Origin of the sequence: Comamonas sp. E6 (assembly GCF_001010305.1) — a bacterium.
Taxonomy (GTDB): domain Bacteria; phylum Pseudomonadota; class Gammaproteobacteria; order Burkholderiales; family Burkholderiaceae_C; genus Comamonas; species Comamonas thiooxydans.
In genome coordinates, this window is record NZ_BBXH01000006.1 from 13,355 (window position 1) to 33,136 (window position 19,782).

Below are 19,782 nucleotides of genomic sequence, written 5' to 3' on the forward strand. Positions count from 1 at the left end.
GAGCGGGGCCATCAAAAGCCCCGGAGCAATCAGCTTGCCTGGTACTCAGTCCAGCGTCAGCGGATGTGCGATGCGCTGGCTCAGCACGCGCTCGAAGTGGGTGGGGTCGTGGGGCTGCAGCAGTGCGGCTTCACGCGGCAGATGGAAGTCCCAGAGGCGGGAGATCCAGAAACGCAGGGCGCCGGCACGCAACTGGGCGTTGAGCAACTCGCGCTCGGGCCCGGTCAGCGGACGCACGGCCTGGTAGGCCGCAAGCATGGCTTTGGCGCGCTCGGCATCATGTGCACCTGTTGCGTGATCGATACACCAATCGTTGAGGCAGACCGCAAGATCGAAGAGCCAGGTGTCCACGCCCGCGAAATAGAAGTCGAAAAAGCCGGTCAGCCGGTCGCCGTCGAACATCACGTTGTCGCGGAACAGGTCGGCATGGATGGGGCCGCGCGGCAGGGCCGCATAGCTGGCCGAGGCGGCGATATGGTTCTGGTAGGCCAGCTCGGCGCGCAGCATGGCGGCGGTTTCCTCGCCCAGATGGGGCAGGACCACGGGCACGGTTTCATTCCACCAGGGCAGGCCGCGCAGATTGGGCTGCTGGCGGTTGTAGTCCTGACCGGCCAGATGCATGCGCGCCAGCATCTCGCCCACGGCAGCGCAGTGCACGGCAGCCGGGGTCAGCTGGCTCTTGCCGGCCAGGCGGTTGACGATGGATGCGGGCTTGCCGCAGACCTTGAGCAGAATGTCACCGCTGCGTGCCTCGCCCTGCGGGTCCGGCACGGGAATCCCGGCTTGTGCCAGATGCTTCATCAGGTAGAGGTAAAAAGGCAGTTGCTCGCCACTCAGGCGCTCGAACAGTGTCAGCACCCACTCTCCCTGGTCGGTCGTCAGAAAATAGTTGGTGTTTTCAATGCCGCCTTGAATGCCGCGCAATTCCTTGAACGCGCCTAGGGACATGCGGCGCAGCAGCTCGCGCGCATCTTTATCGGAAACTTCGGTGAAAACAGCCATGGTGAATACGCCGGTCTGGGGCGACCGGCCGAACTAGCGGGGAGAAGGTGTCTATATGCAACAGGGCAGTGAAGCACTGCCCTGTCATGAATGGGGGAAAGCGCGCCGCGCTTCAGAATTTGATGAAATTCCAGACGCGGGTGCCCGTGGTGTCGCCGCTGTTATTGTCGCGGTTGCGGGCTGCGCGGGCGCCGTCGTTGGACTGCACCTCGTACTCGGGCATGGAGCCTACCTTGGGTTGCACGGTGATGCTCTGGGTCTGACCGCCCACACGGGTTTCATCCACACGGCTGCCAGCATCTTCCACGCGGATATGTTCGATCCGCTGGTTGTGCCTGCCGGTCGCCGCCGCGTTGTCCTGCTGGCCCTGGGGCGCAGGAGCGACCACGGCATTGGCCGGAGCAGGAGTGGGGGACTGGGCCAGAACGGATCCGGCAGCCAGGCTCAGGATGATGAAAAGTGGTGCAGCGCGCATGATGCATAGATTGTAGGGCGACTTCGAATTGTCCCGCCAGGCGCAGCCTGTCTTTGGGCGGCAGACTGCAGGAGCCGGGCACGCGTGCACAATCCGGGGTATGAGCAATTCCAAGACCCTGGTGCTGGTGGACGGCTCCAGCTACCTCTACCGCGCCTACCATGCCATGCCCGACCTGCGGGCGATTCCAGGCGACCCGGCCAGCCCGGCCACGGGCGCCATCCGCGGCATGGTGAACATGATGCAGGCGCTGAGGAAGGATGTGCAGGCCGATTACGCCGTCTGCGTGTTCGACGCCTCGGGCCCGACCTTCCGCGACGAGATGTACACCGAGTACAAGGCCACGCGCTCGCCCATGCCCGATGACTTGCGCAGCCAGATCGAGCCCATCCACGAGGTGGTTCAGTTGCTGGGCTGGAAGGTGGTGGCCGTGCCCGGCGTGGAAGCCGATGACGTGATCGCCACGCTGGCGCAGACCGCGGCGGCCCAGGGCATACAGGTCATCGTCTCCAGCGGCGACAAGGACTTGAGCCAGCTGGTGGGCGAGCATGTGACCATCATCGACACCATGAACGGCAAGAAGCGCGACGTGGCGGGAGTGACGGCCGAGTTCGGCGTGCCGCCGGCGCTGATGATCGACTACCAGGCCCTGGTGGGCGACACCGTGGACAACGTGCCCGGCGTGACCAAGGTCGGACCCAAGACTGCAGCCAAGTGGCTGGAGGAGCATGGTTCGCTGGACAATCTGATCGCCCACGCGGCAGATATCAAGGGCGTTGCCGGTCAGAACCTGCGCGATGCGATTGCCAGCGGTCAGCTGGCGCTGAGCCGCCAGTTGGTGACCATGAAGACCGACTGCGATCTGTCCTCCTATATCAGCGGCCTGCCGCAGCTCGATGCCATCACGCTGGCCGAGCCCGATAGCGCAGCGCTTGCGCCCTTCTACGAGAAATACGGCTTCAAGGGGCTGGTGCGCACGCTGGGCGCCGCGGCGGCCGAAGCCAAGGCGGCCAAGCCAGGCAAGGCTGCCAAGGTCGACAGTGCCCAGGGCGGCCTGTTCGATGCTGATGACGCGGCGGCGACCGAGGTCGCCGTGACTGCCCAGCAGCGCGATGTCCTCTACACCACGATTCTGAGCGAGGCTCAGCTCGATGAATGGCTGGCCAAGATCAGCGCCGCCGAGCTGACCGCGCTGGATACCGAGACCGATTCGCTGGACGAGATGGTGGCCCGCATCGTCGGCATCTCCTTCAGCGTGGCCGTGGGCGAGGCCGCCTATATTCCGCTGCGCCACGAAGGCATGGACGTGCCCGAGCAGCTCGATATGGACATGGTGCTGTTCAGGCTCAAGCCCTGGCTGGAAGATGCCGGCAAGAAGAAGCTGGGCCAGCATGTCAAATACGACCAGCATGTGTTTGCCAATCACGGCATCACCGTGCGCGGCTATGCGCACGACACCATGCTGCAGTCCTATGTGCTCGAAGCCGACCGCCCGCACAATCTGACCAGCCTGGCGCTGCGCCATGTGAGTCGCAGCGGCATCAGCTACGAGGACCTGTGCGGCAAGGGCAAGAACCAGATTCCGTTTGCCCAGGTGAGCGTGGACAAGGCCGCGGCGTACAGCTGCGAGGACTCCGACCAGACCCTGGATGTGCACAACACCTTGTGGCCGCGCATCCAGGCCCATGCCGGTCTGCTGCATATCTACGAGCTGGAAATGCAGACCAGCGAAGCGCTGTTTCGCATCGAGCGCAATGGCGTCAGCATTGATGCGGGCGAGCTGGCACGCCAGAGCAACGATCTGGGCGCGCGCATCCTCAAGCTCGAGGAAGAGGCTTACGAGATTGCGGGCCAGCCCTTCAATCTGTCTTCGCCCAAGCAGCTGGGAGAGATCTTCTTCGACAAGCTGGGCATGCCCGTCGTGAAGAAGACCGCCACCGGCGCGCGCAGCACGGACGAGGAAGTGCTGGAAAAGCTGGCCGAGGACTATCCGCTGCCCGCCAAGCTGCTTGAGCACCGCTCGCTGTCCAAGCTCAAGGGCACCTACACCGACAAGCTGGCCCAGATGGCCTTGCCCAGCGACGGCCGCGTGCACACCCACTACGCCCAGGCCGTGGCGGTGACGGGGCGTCTGTCCAGCAACGACCCCAATCTGCAGAATATTCCCGTGCGCACGCCCGAAGGCCGTCGCGTGCGCGAAGCCTTTGTGGCCCCCGAGGGCAAGCTGATTGCCAGCGCCGACTATTCGCAGATCGAGCTGCGCATCATGGCCCATCTGTCGGGCGACGAGGCCCTGCTGAGCGCCTTCAAGAACGGCCTGGACGTGCACCGCGCCACGGCCGCCGAAGTCTTCGGCGTGAGCGTGGACGAGGTCAGCAGCGAGCAGCGCCGCTATGCCAAGGTCATCAATTTCGGCCTGATCTACGGCATGAGCAGCTTCGGCCTGGCCAAGAACCTGGGCATTGAAACCAAGGCTGCGGCTGCCTATATCGACAAATACTTCCAGCGCTATCCCGGCGTGAAGCGCTATATGGACCAGACCGTGGAGCTGGCCCACGCCCAGGGCTATGTGGAGACCGTGTTCGGTCGCCGCCTGGTGCTGCCCGAGATCAATGGCGGCAACGGCCCGCGCAAGAAAGCGGCCGAGCGCGCCGCCATCAACGCCCCCATGCAGGGTACGGCGGCCGATCTGATCAAGAAGGCCATGGTGGCCGTGCAGGCCAGGCTGGATGCCGAAAAGCCCGAGGTGCTGGTCATCATGCAGGTGCATGACGAACTGGTGTTCGAGCTGCCTGAATCCGCCAGGGACTGGGTGCAGGCCGAGATCCCGGCCATCATGGCTGGCGTGGCCGACCTGTCCGTGCCGCTGCTGGCCGAGATCGGCTTTGGCAGCAGCTGGGAAAAGGCGCATTGAGCTTTTCATCAACAGGCGCACTGATATGCGTTTGTCCCGGGGCGACTAGGTCTTGCCGAGACGAATCCTTAAAAAAGAGAGCTGCCTGCGCTTTCTAATAAAGAACTTCAGGTTGTTTTTGACCTGAAGTGCTTTGTTCACATGCGCTGTCAGCTCCTGAATTGTTCTAGCTTGTAGCGGGAAATATCTTGTTCAAAGGCTTTGCAATGACGCCCGCCGTGCGCATGGGGCTGTCGATTTCGGTGGCGACGGGGCTGTATGGCATCTCCTTCGGTGCGCTTTCCGTGGCGGCTGGCCTCAATCTCTGGCAGACCATGGCGCTGAGCGCGCTGATGTTCACGGGCGGTTCGCAGTTCGCCTTCATCGGCGTGGTTGCCGGTGGCGGCAGCGGCATGGCGGCCGTGAGCGCGGCCTCGCTGCTGGGCGTGCGCAATGCCATCTACGGCATGCAGATGAGCCGTCTGCTGGGTGTCAAAGGGCTGCAGCGCTGGCTGGCCGCGCATTGGACCATCGACGAATCCGCAGCTACGGCATCGGGGCAGGAAGATCTGGCCGAGCAGCGGCGCGGCTTCTGGGTCGCCGGGGCGGGCGTGTTCCTGCTCTGGAATCTGTTCACCTTGCTGGGCGCGCTGATGGGCAATGCGCTGGGCGACACGCGCCGCTTCGGTCTCGACGGAGCCGCCGTGGCGGCCTTTCTCGGTCTGCTCTGGCCGCGCCTGAATGCGCGCGAGCCGGTGGCGCTGGCACTGGCCTGCGGCCTGGTCACGGCTCTGGCCATACCTTGGGTGCCCGCAGGCGTGCCGATTCTGCTGGCTGCGGCCCTGGGCGCCTTCTGGGGCTGGGTGCGTCCTTCGGAGGCCGAGCAATGACGCTGTCCCTGTGGCAATGGATCTTGCTGGCCTGTGCGCTGGCCTTTGTGACCAAGCTGCTGGGCTACAGCCTGCCCGAGCGCTGGATGCGCAGCCCGCGCATGGCCCAGATCGCGGCCTGTCTGACGGTGGCGCTGCTGGCATCGCTGACGGTGATGAACACCCTGGCCAGCGGCACGCGCATCAGCCTGGATGCGCGCCTGGGCGCCTTGCTGGTGGCGGCGCTGGCCCTGTGGCTGCGGGCACCATTCCTGCTGGTGGTGATTCTGGGGGCAGCTGCTGCGGCGCTGCTGCGCTGGCTGGTCTGAGCTGACGGCAAGGCACTGGCCTTAGACTGCATGGCCAGCTCGGCTTGCTGCGCGAGCCGGGCTGGCTTGAGATTCCATCAACCCAAGGAGGATCCATGAAGTACGAAGACATCGCTCAGGATATGCAGGGGCTGCTTGGCGGTCGCGCCGATGCCCGGCCCAGCCGCCGCGCGGCCTTGCGCACAGCCCTGGGGGCCGGCCTGGGCGTGGGCTATGCCTGCGCTGCCGGGCCGGTCATGGCGCAGACGGCCATCAAGACTCCGGTCGACGGCCTGACGGCAGGTGAGGTCAGCATCGATGTCAAAGGCTTCAAGCTGCCGGCCTACCGGGCCATGCCTGCGGGCAGGCAGAATCTGCCCGTGGTGCTGGTGATCTCCGAAATCTTCGGCGTGCACGAATACATTGCCGACACCTGCCGCCGCCTGGCGCGTGCCGGCTATCTGGCGATAGCGCCCGATCTGTTTGTGCGCCAGGGCGATCCCATGGCCTATGCCGAGATGGCCAAGCTCATGAGCGAGGTGATCGCCAAGGTACCCGATGCCCAGGTCATGGGCGATCTGGACGCGGCCGTGCAATGGGCGGGTACGCAGGGCGGCGATGTGAAGAAGCTGGCCATTACCGGCTTTTGCTGGGGCGGGCGCATCACCTGGCTCTATGCGGCGCATGCGCCGCTCAAGGCCGGCGTGGCCTGGTACGGGCGGCTGCAGGGCAACAAGAACGATTTGCAGCCCAGCTATCCGCTGGAATTGGTGGGGCAGCTCAAGGCGCCGGTGCTGGGCCTGTACGGCGGCAAGGATACCGGCATTCCGCTTGAGTCGGTCGATGCCATGAAGGCCGCCCTCAAGAGCGGCTCTGCCGCGGCCAGGGCCTCGGAGTTCGTGATCTTCCCCGATGCACCCCATGCCTTCCATGCCGACTACCGCCCCAGCTACCGGGAGCAGGCCGCGCAGGACGGCTGGACGCGCATGCTGACCTGGTTCAACCAGCATGGCGTGGCCTGATGCCTCATGCGCCGAAATTTTCGGCACGGGGGGCTTGACAGCTTTGCTAAGGTGAAAGAAGTCCCGGCATGCCATGCACGTCATGTGCATCCGGGGCTGACGGTATGGGGATAGTCGCAAGCGGGCCGCGTTGGACCGCGCATTCTGCGAAAATCCCCAGGATTCGCCTGTGAAAGGTTGCGGTTAAGCCATATAAAGCTATGACATTGGTAGCAATTATTCTGGCCACCCTGGCTGCTGGTATCGGCAGCGTCTGGGTGGCCGCGTTGTTGATGAGTCTGGGAGGGGGGCGCACGCCAGGGCTGATGCCCCAGCGTTTGCTGAGCCTGGCGGCGGGAGCCTTGCTCGCCACGGCCTTCATGCATTTGCTGCCCGAGGCGTTCGAGAGCCACGGCAAGTCCCATGATCTGTTCGTGGTGCTGCTGATCGGGCTGGTGTTTTTCTTTCTGCTGTCCAAGGCCGAGCTCTGGCACCACGGCCATGAGCATTCGCATGGCGACGCCCACCAGCCTGTTGCCGTGCACCATGCTCACGGTCATGGCCACGATCACCAGCATGGTCACGCCCGCCATGAGCATGGCGAGCATACGCACGCCCACAGCCATGGCAAGGGCGGCTGGGCCATTCTGACGGGCGACAGCGTGCATTGCTTTGGCGATGGCGTGCTGATTGCATCGGCTTTCGTGGCCGACATCCGTCTGGGCCTGATCGCTGCGCTGTCGGTGCTGGCGCACGAGGTGCCTCACCACATGGGCGATATCGTGGTGCTGCGCCAGTCCAGCAGCAATCGCCGCGTGGCGCTGATCAAGGTGTCCATGGCAGGAGCCGTGACCACGCTGGGCGGGGTGGCCGGCTATTTCCTCATCGGACAGCTGCATGAGCTGCTGCCATATTTCCTGGTCATTGCGTCAAGCAGCTTTATCTATGTGGCGCTAGCCGACCTGATTCCCCAGCTGCAAAAGCGCCTGAGCGCCAAGGAAACCGCAGCCCAGGTCTTCTGGCTGCTGCTGGGCATCGTCATCGTGACGGTGATGAGCGGTGCGGCGCACAACCATGGACACGAGCATGAGCACGATCATGGCGCCGAGGTCGGGCATTCGCACGAGCCCGCCTCCGCGCCCGCGGCTGCCCATGAAGCGGCGCACAAGCATGAGCATTGATTGCAACTGCATTCGATAAAAAACCGGCTTTCAGCCGGTTTTTTCATTCAGGAAATATCTTTGAGTTCGGTCTTGACCGCCGCCAGCTGGCGGCGCGAGACCGGCAGCAGCTCGCTCACGCCCTGCAGGCGCAGACCCCAGCCTTCGCCTTCCTGCGGGTCGTCATATTTTTCGAGGCCGCGCAGGGCCGCGCGCAGCACCAGGGCGTTGCGGTGTATGCGCAGCAGGTGCTCGCCATGGCGGGTTTCGAGATCGGCCAGTGCTCCGTCGAGGATGTAGTTGCGCTGCACGGTGCGCACGGTGATGTATTTCTGCTCGGCCTTGAGAAAACGCACTTCGGACAGCGGCAGCCGCAGCGTGCCGCCGCGCTCCTGGATCAGCAGCACGGGGCCGCTGTCCACGACGCTGCGCGTGCTCAGCGCACGTTCGGCCTTCTGCAGCGATTGCTGCAGGCGCTCCAGGCGTACGGGCTTGGTCAGATAGTCCACGGCATCGAGCTCGAAAGCCTGTAGCGCATGGCTGGCATGCGCTGTCACGAACACGATGGCGGGTGGGTTGGGCAGCTCGGCCAGAGCCGCTGCCAGTCGCAGCCCGTTGTGGCCCGGCATGTGGATGTCCAGCAGCACCAGTTGCACCGGGGCCGGCTGTGCGGCCTGCAGCATCTGCAGGGCTTGTTCGCCATCGGCGGCTTCCTGGATATGGTGGGGGCCATGTGCGCAGTCGCCGAGCAGAGTGCGCAGCCTGGTGCGGGCCAGAGCTTCGTCATCAACGATCAGAATGTGCATGGCGGGATTGTCCCGGTTTTGGGTCGGTCTGCAGCAAAGGCACGCTCAGGCGCACCACATACAGCCCATCGCGTACCCTGGCGCTGAAGCTGCCTTGCAGATCGTGCAGCAGCGACAGCCTGGCCTTGACATTGTCCAGGGCCATGCCATGGCCCGTGCTTTGATGCTCGGCGCTGGCAGGCGGTAAGGTGTTGATGATCTGGATCAGCGCCTCGTTGCCGCGCCTTTCGGTGCGGACCTGCAGCTTGCCGCCGCGCGCATTGGGCTCCACGCCGTGACGGATGGCGTTCTCCACCAGCGGCTGCAGCAGCAGCGGCGGCAGCAGCGCTCCATGCACGCTTTCATCGAGCTGCCACTGCATCTGCAGCCGCTCGCCAAAGCGTACCTGCTCTATGGACAGATAGCGCTGGGCCAGCTCTATCTCCTGGGCCAGCGTGGTGGTCAGATGGGGTTCGGCCAGCGCATAGCGAAACAGGTCGCTGAGGTCCTCGAGCAAGGCCTCGGCCTTGGCGGGTTCGGCACGCACCAGCGCAATCGCGCTGTTGAGGGTGTTGAACAGAAAATGCGGTCTGATGCGTGACTGCAGCTCGGTGAGACGGGCCTGGGTCTGCGCCGGCGTGTTGCCGCGCGCGCGCAGCACCAGCGCCGTCACGAGCAGCGCGGCCAGCAGGCCTCCCGTGACGGCACTGGCCAGCCAGGGGACTTTGGCTATGCCTATGAAGAGCAGCATGCCGCAGGCGTAAAGCCCCGCGAGGGCACCCAGCAGCACGCCGGCCAGATACTGGCCGCGCGTGCCCAGGCGCTGCAACTGGTGCTTGAGGCTGCAGGCCGCTATCAGCCAGACCAGGGTACCGGGCAGGCAAGCCCCGGTGAGCAGGGCGGCGCTGGAAAACCACTCCCAGAACGAGTCCGCGCCATAGATGGCGGCCGTGCTCACCACCACCTGTACAAACAGCACGGCACGCAGGACCACACCGGCATTGCAGGCGTCGAACACCAGGACCGTGCGGGCCGATGCGGGAGTGGCGGCGATGAGCGGTGAAATGAGCACAGGTGGTCTGGAGCAGGGCGCTGTCTTGGATGCAGACTGGGGCGAAAAAAGCACAAAGGGCATCCCTGTCGACAGGGATGCATGCCCGGTTCGAAATTGTGCAAGTCCTGTGATTATTGGCCAGTAGCCGCTGTGCAGCTGCAATTCGCGCGGCATCTGTCGGTTTGATGCATCAGCGTTTGTGCTGACTCAAAACTAGGCAGCAGCCCGGCCTGCGGCCTGAAAGCGTCTGAGCGACCAGACCAGGCCTGCGAGAATCAGCAGCATGGGCGCCAGCTCGACGAGCCGGGGCAGGCGCTGCTCGTAGAGGAAGTGGTAGGCCAGGGCAAACAGGGTTTCGAACACCAGTAACTGGCCCACGAAGGTGATGGGCAGGCGCTGGCTGGCGGCATTCCACATCCAGTTGCCCAGCCAGGACGAGAGCACGGCCACGGCCAGGTTCAACAGCCAGAACAGCTGCCAGCGCTGGGCTGGAATATCGGGGCTGCCAGCGCCGCTGGCCTCCGGCGATACCAGCCAGAGCAGCGCCCAGAGCAAGGCGCTGATGAGTCCGACGACCAGGCCCCAGAGCGTGGACCATTCCGTGCCGTTGAAGCGGCTTTGCGCCAGATAGCGGGTGTTGTCCAGCGCGTAGCGGCTCCAGCAGAGCATGGCCAGCACGGCCATCAGCACGCCCAGCAGATAGCGCCCCTGGCTGTCTTCGGACCCTGTGGTCAGCGCATGGGCGTTGACGAGCACGATGCCGGTCAGGATCAGTGCCATGGGCGCCAGCATGCGGCGCAACGGAAGCGCGCCATGGGTATTGCGTCCCAGCAGCGGCACGGTGACGGGAACCAGGCCCACGATCAGCGAGGTCACGGCCATGCCTATCCATTGCACGGCCGTGGCGACCAGGGCAAAGTACACCACATTGCCCGTCAGGGCCAGCCAGACCAGATGCCGGATATCGGCCGCTTGCAGCCTGGGCAGCAACCTGGTGGCCCGAGGCAGAAAAACGCATAAGGCCACCACGCCATAGAGCACGAAGCGGCCAAAGGTGATCTGCAGCGGCGAGAACTCCGGCAGCATGGCCGGCACGAGAAAAATCGCGCCCCAGAGCGCGCAGGCGGCCAGCGCAAAACCGAGGCCGGAAATCAGGGAAGAGCGGGAATGCATGCCGGGAGGCGCGTCAGCCGCTTGGGCAGCGGCCTGGGAGGGAAGTGAACGGGGACGATGTGATTGTCCGCGCAAGCCAGAAACCGGGTGGCTGCAGCCGGATTTGCCGGTTTGGGGGAATAAGGCTTGCAGGCCTTTTCCATCAAATACATGGTGCTATTGATTAGTGAGTTTGTGGGGCGTGAATGCCGCTTTGTCGCAGTGGCCGGCAATGGCTCTGGGGTGCTCTGGCGCCGGCACCGGGTCAGGCCGATAAAATCCCTGTTTCTGCTTTGCACAGCCGTCACGCCAAACTTCTGCATTGGGCGGCCTGTGGTTTTACGGGATTGTTGCCCTCACATGTCTACATCTGCTCCTTCGCACAACCAGCTCGATTCCAAGGCCGAAGCCTGGTCTGCCCTGTTCTCCGAACCCATGAGCGACCTGGTCAAGCGCTACACCTCCAGCGTGTTCTTTGACAAGCGCATGTGGCAGGCCGACATCCAGGGCTCTCTGGCACACGCCGAAATGCTGTCGGCCCAGAAGATCATTGCAGCCGAAGATTTCGCCTCCATCCAGAAGGGCATGGCGCAGATCACGGCCGAGATCGAGGCCGGCACTTTCGAGTGGAAGCTGGATCTGGAGGACGTGCACCTGAACATCGAGGCGCGCCTGACCCAGCTGGTCGGCGATGCCGGCAAGCGTCTGCACACCGGCCGCAGCCGCAACGACCAGGTGGCCACCGACGTGCGCCTGTGGCTGCGCAGCGAGATCGACCTGATCGAAGGCCTGCTCAAGGAGCTGCAGCGCTCGCTGGTCGACGTGGCCGCGAAGAACGTGGACGTGATCCTGCCCGGTTTCACCCATCTGCAAGTGGCCCAGCCCGTTAGCTTCGGCCACCATATGCTGGCCTATGTGGAAATGTTCAAGCGCGATGCCGAGCGCATGCTGGACGTGCGCAAGCGCGTCAACGTGCTGCCCCTGGGCTCTGCTGCCCTGGCCGGCACCACCTACCCGCTGGACCGCGAGCGCGTGGCCAAGACCCTGGGCATGGAAGGCGTGAGCCAGAACTCGCTGGACGGCGTGTCCGACCGCGACTTCGCCATCGAGTTCACTGCTGCTGCCTCGCTGTGCATGGTGCACGTGAGCCGCCTGTCGGAAGAGCTGATCATCTGGATGAGCCAGAACTTCGGCTTCATCAAGATCGCCGATCGCTTCACCACCGGCTCGTCCATCATGCCCCAGAAGAAGAACCCCGACGTGCCCGAGCTGGCACGCGGCAAGACCGGCCGTGTGGTCGGTCATCTGATGGGCCTGATCACGCTGATGAAGGGCCAGCCCCTGGCCTACAACAAGGACAACCAGGAAGACAAGGAGCCGCTGTTCGACACGGTGGACACCCTGAAGGACACGCTGCGCATCTTCGCCGAGATGATCGGCGGCCAGCTCAACCCCGCCAGCGGCGTCAAGGAAGGCGGCATCACCGTGAATGCCGAGAACATGCGCGCTGCTGCCCTCAAGGGCTATGCCACGGCCACCGACCTGGCCGACTATCTGGTCAAGAAGGGTCTGCCCTTCCGTGACGCCCACGAAACCGTGGCTCACGCCGTGAAGCTGGCCACCATGAAGGGCGTGGACCTGACCGAGCTGCCACTGGCCGAGCTGCAGGCCTTCAACCCCAACATCGAGGCCGATGTGTTCGACGCCCTGAGCCTGGAAGGCTCGCTCAATGCCCGCAACACGCTGGGCGGTACGGCACCGGCGCAGGTGCGTGCGCAGCTGGCCAAGCACCACGCTCGTCTGGCCTGATGGACTCAAGCACTGTGGCGTAACGTTCACGCCTTGAAAGCGCCCTTTGCCGGGCGCTTTTGTTTTGGTTAGTCTGGAAAAAGCATAAGGAGAAAACACATGACGCAATCTCGTCGTCAATTGCTGAGAGCCGGTGCGGGAGCGGTGGCAGCATCGGCCCTGGGGCCGCTGGCCTGGGCCTCGTCGGGCCAGCCCATCCGCATTCTGGTGGGCTTTCCGCCCGGCGGTGGCTCGGACGCGATTGCGCGCCTGCTGGCCGACAAGCTCAAGGACGAACTGGGCGGCGTGACGGTGCTGGTGGAGAATCGTCCCGGCGCCGGTGGCCAGATTGCAGCGCAACTGCTCAAGGCCTCGCCTGCCGATGGGCATACGCTGTTTCTCACGCATGACCACACCATCTCCATCCTGCCCAAGGTCGTGAAAAAGCCGGGCTTCGATCCGCAGCAGGACTTCATTCCCGTGGCCGGGGTCGCCACTTTCGTGAATGCGCTGGCCGTGTCCAGCAACACGCCGGTGAGGAATCTGGCCGAGTACGCGGCCTGGGCCAGGGGCAGTGCCAAGAACGGCACCATCGGCATTCCGGCTCCGGCCTCGACGCCTGAATTTCTGGTCAAGATCCTGGCCGACCACTACAAGCTCGATCTGGTGGCAGCACCGTATCGCGGCAGCGCTCCCTTGCTGGCCGATATGCTGGGCAATCAGATTCCTGCCGGCATTGCCTCGGTGCCGGACTTCATGGAGAACCAGAAGGCTGGCAAGCTGCGCGTGATCGGCGTGCTGGGCGCCAAGCGCCAGGCCTCCATGCCCGAAGTGCCGACCTTGCTGGAGCAGGGCATCAAGGGCTTCGAGGACATGCCTTACTACGGCATCTTTGCGCCCAAGGGCGTGCCCCAGGCCTTTGTCGAGCGCTTTTCTGCAGCCGTGGGCAATGTGCTCAAGCAGCGTGACGTCTACGCGCAGCTGACGGCGTTGGGGCTTACAGTTGGATACATGAATCCCCGCCAGTTGGGGGAGCGTGAGGCTGCCTATTCCAAGGTTTGGGCCGGTATCATTCAGCGCAGCGGTTTCCAGCCGCAGTAGTTTCGCGCGTGCGGCACCTGCTCAAGGCCCTGCTTCACTTGCGAGGCAGGGCTTTTTGCATTCTGCCGTCCCGCACTGCTGCGTCGCTGACTCCAGACTTCAGATTCAAACAGCCAGGGCCGGCCACGCCGGCCCCAAAAGGAAGTGACTGTATGACTGTGCCTTATGCAGAGGGAAGGAAGAGGGAGCAGATCGCGCCGCACTGGCGCGTGCTGCTCAAGGCAGGCCTGTTATGGGGCTTGGCGGCCACGGCGGCCCATGCCGTGGGGGTGCGCCAGTTCAGCCCGCAGGGCGATGTAAGCAAGGTGGGCCAGGTGGTGGTGCAGTTCGATGGGGCAGCCGTGCGCTTTGGCGACCCCAAGGCCGCTGCACCGGTCAATCTGCAGTGCAGCGATGCGCAGGCCGCCAAGGGCACGGGGCGCTGGAATAGCGAAAAGGAATGGGTATTCGATTTTGCCCAGAACCTGCCCGCCGGCGTGCGTTGCACGGCCCAGCTCAACCCTCAGTTCAAGAGCGTCGCGGGTACGGCCCTGACGGGCGCAGCCAGCTATCAGTTCCAGACCGGCGGACCGCAGGTGGCCCGCATCGCGCCCGATACCTATGAAGAGGTGGACGAGCAGCAGTACTTTGCTCTGCGCCTGACGGGTGCGGCATCCGTCGACAGCCTCAAGCAGCGCGTCTGGTGTACCTCCGAAGGTGTGGGCGAGCGCATTCCCGTGCAACTGATCGAGGGCAAGGACCGCGAGGCCGTGCTCGAGCAGCGCCACTGGGACAAGGATGCGGCCAAGAACCCGCAGAACTTCGTGGTGCTGGCCTGTAACCGCCGTCTGACCTCGGGCAGCAAGATGACCCTGGTCTATGGCAAGGGCGTGGCCATGGCCAATGGCCTGGTCAGCAAGGACGAGCAGCGCTACGAGTACCAGGTGCGCCAGCCCTTCAGCGCCGACTTCAGCTGCGAGCGCGAGAACGCCAACGCCGCCTGCCTGCCGATCCGCCCCATGCGTCTGTCATTCAGCGCGCCCGTGCCGCGCAAGCTGATCGAAGGCATACGCCTCAAGAGCGGTGCCTCGGCCGTGGCACCCATCATCGAGCAGAACGGCGACAAGCTGGCCGAGGATTCGCTGGTGGACAGCGTGAGCTTTCCCGCCACCATGCAGCCAAACACCAAGTATGTGGTGGAGCTGCCGCCGCAGTTCAAGGATGCCGCGGGTCGCACGCTGAGCAATGCCAATATGTTCCCGCTGGCCACGGCCACGGGCAATATGCCGCCGCTGGTGAAGTTTGCCGCCGCGCCCTTCGGCATCGTCGAGCGCTTTGCCGAAGGCCCCAAGGGCCCGGCGCTGCTGCCCGTGACGCTGCGCAATGTGGAGCCGCAGCTTCTGGGCAAGTCGCTGGACGCCAGCGTGGTGCGTACCAAGAAGGGCGGCTCGGACGCCGACATCATCGCCTGGCTCAAGAAAGTCGAGCGCTATGACAGCTACAGCGTTGAGCGCAAGCGCGCCGCGCGTGATGTAAAGGTCTTGCCTCCTGTCATCAACGACGACAAGCACTGGGTGCAGACCCGCATGCTGTCGCTGCTGGACGGCCAGAGCCAGACCCAGACGCTGGAGCTGCCCAAGGCGGCCAAGAGCGACCCGCGCCCCTTCGAGGTCGTCGGCATTCCGCTGAACCCGGGCTTCCAGGTAGTGGAGATCGCCTCGCCCATGCTGGGCCAGTCTCTGCTCGACGAAGGCTATGGAGCGGGCCGCACCATGTATGTGCGCACTTCGGTGCTGGTGACCAATCTGGCCGTGCACTTCAAGCTGGGGCGCGAGAACTCCGTGGCCTGGGTGACGACGCTGGACAAGGGCAAGGTGGTGCCGGGCGCCACAGTGCAGGTCTCGGACTGCAACGGTCAGGCGATTGCTTCGGCCGTCAGTGATGCCCAGGGTCTGGTGACCTTCAACGGCCTCAATCCCAATCCGCCTTCCTGCAGCAACGAAGACGGCTACTACCGCAGCAACTCTTATTTCGTGAGTGCGCGTGCCAAGACCGAGGCTGGCGAGGAACTGGCTTTTGTCTGGAGCAACTGGAACAAGGGCATAGAGTCCTGGCGCTTCAATGTGCCGACCAGCTCCAGCAGCAAGCGCGACGAAGTCGCGCATACGGTGTTTGACCGCATGCTGTTCCGTGCTGGCGAAACCGTGTCCATGAAGCACTTTCTGCGTGCCCTGACGGGCCCCGGCAAGAACTCCACGGGCTTTGAACAGACCCAGGACAAGCCTGACCGCCTGACCATCACCCATCTGGGCAGTGGCCAGCGCTTTACCCAGGCCCTGAGCTGGAATGCCAATGGCAGCGCGAGCAGCGAGTTCCCCATCTCCAAGGCCGCCAAGCTCGGCGAATATGCGGTGGAGCTGGGCTATACCAATGGCAGCGGCCGTCGCTCCAGCTTCAGCACGGGCATCTTCCGTGTCGAGGAGTTCCGCCTTCCGGTGATGGAGGGACGTGTGGGCCCGGCCGGCAAGGAGCAGCTCTACGCTGTCAGCAGCGTGCCTGCCGAAGTGCAGATCAACTATGTCTCGGGTGGCGCTGCCGCCAATTTGCCGGTCAAGGTGTCGGCTCTGCTGCGTTCCAAATCGCTGGATTTCGCGGGCTGGGACGGCTTCAGCTTCAACCCGCCGCGCAGTGCCCAGGACGTGGGCAGCAGCGACGATGAGGAAAGCACGGCGGCCGACGACACCAAGGTCGTGGCTGACAAGCTTCCCGTGACGCTGGACAAGAATGGTCTGGGCAAGGTCGCTATCGACAAGCTGCCCAAGTCCGGCGAGCCGCGCGAGTTGCTGATGGAAGCGACCTACGCCGACCCGAACGGCGAGGTGCAGACCCTGCGCAGCACACGCACCATCTGGCCGGCTGCCGTGGTGGCCGGCGTGCGCTCCGAGAACTGGATCTCGGTGGACCGCAAGCTGCGCTTTCAGGCGCTGACGCTGGATACGGCAGGCAAGGCCCAGGCCGGCGTGCCCGTCAAGGTCGAGGCCGTGGCGCGCATCACCACCTCCAGCCGCAAGCGGCTGGTGGGCGGCTTCTACAGCTACGACAACCAGACCACGCTCAAGAATCTGGGCACCGTGTGCTCGGGCACCAGCGACAGTCATGGCCTTGTTCAATGCGAGGCCCAGCTGTCCCAGCCCGGCGAGGTGGAGCTGATCGTCAAGGCCGCCGACAAGGAAGGCCGCAGCAGCCAGGCCGCGACCTCGGTGTGGGTCACGGGCCAGGGCGAACTCTGGTTCGGCGGCGAAGACCATGACCGCATGGACGTGCTGTCCGAGCGCAAGAGCTATGAGCCCGGCGAGACCGCGCGCTTTCAGGTGCGCATGCCTTTCCGCCGCGCCACGGCGCTGGTGGCCGTGGAGCGCGAAGGCATCGTCAGCACCCAGGTGGTGGAGCTGGCGGGTGACAACCCCACGGTGGACGTCAAGATCGAAGACAACTGGGGCCCCAATGCCTATGTCAGCGTGCTGGCGCTGCGCGGCCGCCTGATGGAAGTGCCCTGGTACAGCTTCTTCACCTGGGGCTTCAAGTCGCCGCTGGAGTGGTGGCGTGCCTTCTGGAATGACGGCAAGGAATTCATCGCGCCGACTTCCATGGTGGACCTCTCCAAGCCGGCCTTCCGTTTCGGCATGTCCGAAATTCGCGTGGGCCTGAAGAGCAATACCCTGGACGTCAAGGTTTCCTCGGACAAGTCCAGCTACAAGGTGCGCGGCACGGCCAAGGTCACCATCAAGGCCACGCTGCCCGATGGCAAGCCTGCAGCAGGTGCCCATGTGGCGCTGGCGGCCGTGGACCAGGCCTTGCTGGAGCTGATGCCCAACAGCAGCTGGAATTTGCTCGATGCCATGCTGACGCGCCGCGAATGGGGCGTGCAGACGGCAACGGCCCAGATGGAGGTGATCGGCCGGCGCCACTACGGCAAGAAGGCCGTGCCTGCGGGCGGTGGCGGTGGCCGCAGCCCTACGCGCGAACTGCTCGATACCCTGCTGCTGTGGAAGCCCGATGTGGTGCTGGACGGCAACGGCATGGCGCTGATCGAGGTGCCGCTCAACGACGCCCTGACCACCTTCCAGGTGGTGGCCGTGGCCGATGCGGGCGTGAGCCTGTTCGGCACCGGCCAGGCGGCGATCCGCACCACGCAGGATCTGCAGATCATCAGCGGCCTGCCGCCCCTGGTGCGCGAGGACGATCAGTTCCGCGCCCAGGTCACGCTGCGCAACACCTCGGCCAAGGCCATGAAGGTGGAGGTCACGCCGCGCGCCACCATGCTGGAGCTCAAGGCCCAGACCGTGGAGATTCCCGCCGGCGAGGCGCGTGAAGTGGCCTGGGATGTGAAGGCTCCGGCCCAGCTCTCCGGCACGCGTGCCGAGGCGCTGATCTGGGAGATTTCCGCGCGCGACACCGCTGGCGGCGCCGATGCGGCGCAGGATGCGCTCAAGATCAGCCAGCGCATCGTGCCCGCCGTGCCACTGTCGGTGCAGCAGGCCACGCTGGTGCAGGTCAACGGCAGCTATAGCGTGCCCGTGAATCCGCCCGCCGATGCCCTGCCCGGTCGCGGTGGTCTGCAGATGTCGCTGGTGCCCAAGCTGACCGAAGGCCTGCCCGGCGTGCGCGACTGGTGGGCCCGCTACCCCTACTCCTGCCTGGAGCAGACCACCAGCAAGGCCGTCGGCATGAACAACGCCGATCTCTGGGGCAGCACCATGGCCCAGCTGCCCAACTATCTGGACGGTGACGGCCTGGCCAACTACTTCCCGCCCCAGGACGGATCGGTCAGCCGCGGCAGCGATACGCTGACCGCGCATCTGCTGAACCTGTCGGCCATGGCGCAGGGCGTTGACAAGCGCTTCGTGATTCCTGCCGCCGAACGTGCGCGCATGGAGGACGGCCTGATCGCGTTTGTGGAAGGCCGCATCCAGCGCAACTTCTGGAGCCCGCGCAAGGATCTGGAAATGCGCAAGCTGGCGGCGATTGCTGCACTGGCACTGTCGGGCAAGGCCACGCCGCGCATGCTCGACAGCATCAATGCCACGCCCAACCAGTGGCCCACGCACACGGTCATCGACTGGGTGATGCTGCTGCAGCGCATGAGCGATGCGCCCCAGCGCGACGAGCGCCTGGCACAGGCCATGCAGATTCTGCGTGCCCGCCTGACCTACAACGGCACGCGCGCCGGCTTCTCGACCGACCAGGACGATAGCTGGTGGTGGCTGATGCAGGGCCCTGACGTGAATCTGGCACGCCTGATCCTCGCGACCATCAACGACCCGGCATGGGCCGAAGACATGCCGCGCCTGGTCAGCGGCTTTATCGCACGCCAGCAGTCCGGTGCCTGGAACACGACCACGGCTAACCTCTGGGGAGCTCTGGCCCTGCGCCGCTTCTCGCAGAAGTTCGAGTCCGAGCCCGTGGCCGGCAGTACCGTGGCCAGCATGAACGGCAACGAGGCCAAGGTGAACTGGGCCGAGGTCAGGCGTGCCACGTCCGAGGATGCGCAGGGCACGGCCCACTCCAACAGCGTCTTCGGCGAGCCCGTGCGTGCCGGCGGCCTGATGAACAACACCATGTTCATGCCCTGGGCCAAGGCTGGCAAGGGCCAGCTGAGCGTGACGCAGCAAGGCACGGGCAAGCCCTGGCTGACCGTGCAGTCCGTGGCGGCCGTGGCCCTGAAGGCGCCTTTCAGCGCCGGCTACACCATCAAGAAGACCGTCACGCCCGTGGAGCAGGCGGACAAGGGCATGTTTGGTGGCGGCCAGTACACGCGCGGCGATGTGCTGCGCGTGACGCTGGAGGTGCAGGCCAAGACCGATATGACCTGGGTGGCCATCACCGATCCCGTCCCCACGGGGGCGACCATTCTGGGTGGCGGCCTGGGCCGCGATTCCGAGATCGCATCCAAGGGCGAGAAGCAGGAGGGGGCCGGCTGGCTGGCCTACGAGGAGCGCAGCTTCGAGTCCTACCGTGCCTACTACCAGTACCTGCCCGCAGGGACGACCAAGGTCGAATACACGGTGCGCCTGAACAACGCCGGTGAATTTGCCCTGCCGCCCACGCGTGCCGAAGCGCTGTATGCGCCCGAGATGTTTGGCGAGATTCCCAACGCCAAGCTCAAGGTGGTGATGCCGAAGTAAGCCCTCCGCGGCTTCTCGGCCGTACGCCAA

General features: G+C 64.7%; 13 protein-coding genes. 8 read left to right on the plus strand and 5 right to left on the minus strand.

The annotated features are described in order from the left end of the window. Positions 1–45: 45 nt before the first annotated feature. Together CSE6_RS03375 and CSE6_RS03380 are read right to left on the minus strand one after the other, a co-directional pair. Positions 46–1,002 (minus strand): homoserine kinase, encoded by a 957-nt coding sequence (locus CSE6_RS03375; RefSeq protein ID WP_059439892.1) that lies wholly within the window; start codon positions 1,000–1,002, stop codon positions 46–48. A gap of 112 nt (positions 1,003–1,114) precedes the next feature. Then, positions 1,115–1,477: a hypothetical protein gene (locus CSE6_RS03380; protein WP_003067794.1), complete on the minus strand. Its 363-nt coding sequence runs from the start codon at positions 1,475–1,477 to the stop codon at positions 1,115–1,117. A 100-nt stretch (positions 1,478–1,577) separates the two neighbouring features. On the opposite strand from CSE6_RS03380, the gene polA reads away from it, so the two are divergent. From polA to CSE6_RS03405, 5 genes are all read left to right on the plus strand, one after another. Continuing rightward, entirely contained in the window at positions 1,578–4,391 is a 2,814-nt protein-coding gene (gene polA / locus CSE6_RS03385) for a DNA polymerase I (protein ID WP_059439893.1), read from the plus strand. A gap of 206 nt (positions 4,392–4,597) precedes the next feature. After that, a complete protein-coding gene (locus CSE6_RS03390) occupies positions 4,598–5,260 on the plus strand; it encodes an AzlC family ABC transporter permease (RefSeq protein WP_034353248.1) in 663 nt (220 codons plus the stop codon). Continuing rightward, complete coding sequence (locus CSE6_RS03395) at positions 5,257–5,568, plus strand: AzlD domain-containing protein (protein WP_003067787.1); 312 nt, start codon at positions 5,257–5,259, stop codon at positions 5,566–5,568. Before CSE6_RS03390 ends, CSE6_RS03395 begins: the two co-directional genes overlap by 4 nt. A 95-nt stretch (positions 5,569–5,663) precedes the next feature. Then, entirely contained in the window at positions 5,664–6,569 is a 906-nt protein-coding gene (locus CSE6_RS03400) for a dienelactone hydrolase family protein (protein WP_034408551.1), read from the plus strand. Between the two features lie 200 nt (positions 6,570–6,769). Beyond that, a complete protein-coding gene (locus CSE6_RS03405; RefSeq protein WP_059439894.1) occupies positions 6,770–7,729 on the plus strand; it encodes a ZIP family metal transporter in 960 nt (319 codons plus the stop codon). A 47-nt stretch (positions 7,730–7,776) separates the two neighbouring features. On the opposite strand, the gene CSE6_RS03410 is transcribed toward CSE6_RS03405, so the two are convergent. The 3 genes from CSE6_RS03410 to CSE6_RS03420 all read right to left on the minus strand — a co-directional run bounded on the left by CSE6_RS03410 (position 7,777) and on the right by CSE6_RS03420 (position 10,720). Then, complete coding sequence (locus CSE6_RS03410) at positions 7,777–8,514, minus strand: LytTR family DNA-binding domain-containing protein (RefSeq protein WP_059439895.1); 738 nt, start codon at positions 8,512–8,514, stop codon at positions 7,777–7,779. Beyond that, positions 8,495–9,565, minus strand: coding sequence for a sensor histidine kinase (locus CSE6_RS03415; RefSeq protein ID WP_059439954.1), 1,071 nt, complete (start codon positions 9,563–9,565; stop codon positions 8,495–8,497). The genes CSE6_RS03410 and CSE6_RS03415 overlap by 20 nt, the downstream gene beginning before the upstream one ends. A 195-nt stretch (positions 9,566–9,760) precedes the next feature. Beyond that, positions 9,761–10,720 (minus strand): DMT family transporter, encoded by a 960-nt coding sequence (locus tag CSE6_RS03420; protein ID WP_059439896.1) that lies wholly within the window; start codon positions 10,718–10,720, stop codon positions 9,761–9,763. 339 nt (positions 10,721–11,059) lie between these two features. On the opposite strand from CSE6_RS03420, the gene argH reads away from it, so the two are divergent. The 3 genes from argH (at position 11,060) to CSE6_RS03435 (ending at position 19,752) form a co-directional block, all read left to right on the plus strand. Further along, positions 11,060–12,508, plus strand: a complete 1,449-nt coding sequence (gene argH / locus CSE6_RS03425; RefSeq protein WP_059439897.1) for an argininosuccinate lyase — start codon at positions 11,060–11,062, stop codon at positions 12,506–12,508. Between the two features lie 99 nt (positions 12,509–12,607). Further along, the gene (locus CSE6_RS03430; protein WP_034353263.1) at positions 12,608–13,588 is read left to right on the plus strand and encodes a Bug family tripartite tricarboxylate transporter substrate binding protein; all 981 of its coding nucleotides are present in this window, start codon (positions 12,608–12,610) and stop codon (positions 13,586–13,588) included. 152 nt (positions 13,589–13,740) lie between these two features. Next, positions 13,741–19,752: an alpha-2-macroglobulin gene (locus tag CSE6_RS03435; protein WP_059439898.1), complete on the plus strand. Its 6,012-nt coding sequence runs from the start codon at positions 13,741–13,743 to the stop codon at positions 19,750–19,752. The last annotated feature ends 30 nt before the right edge of the window (positions 19,753–19,782 follow it).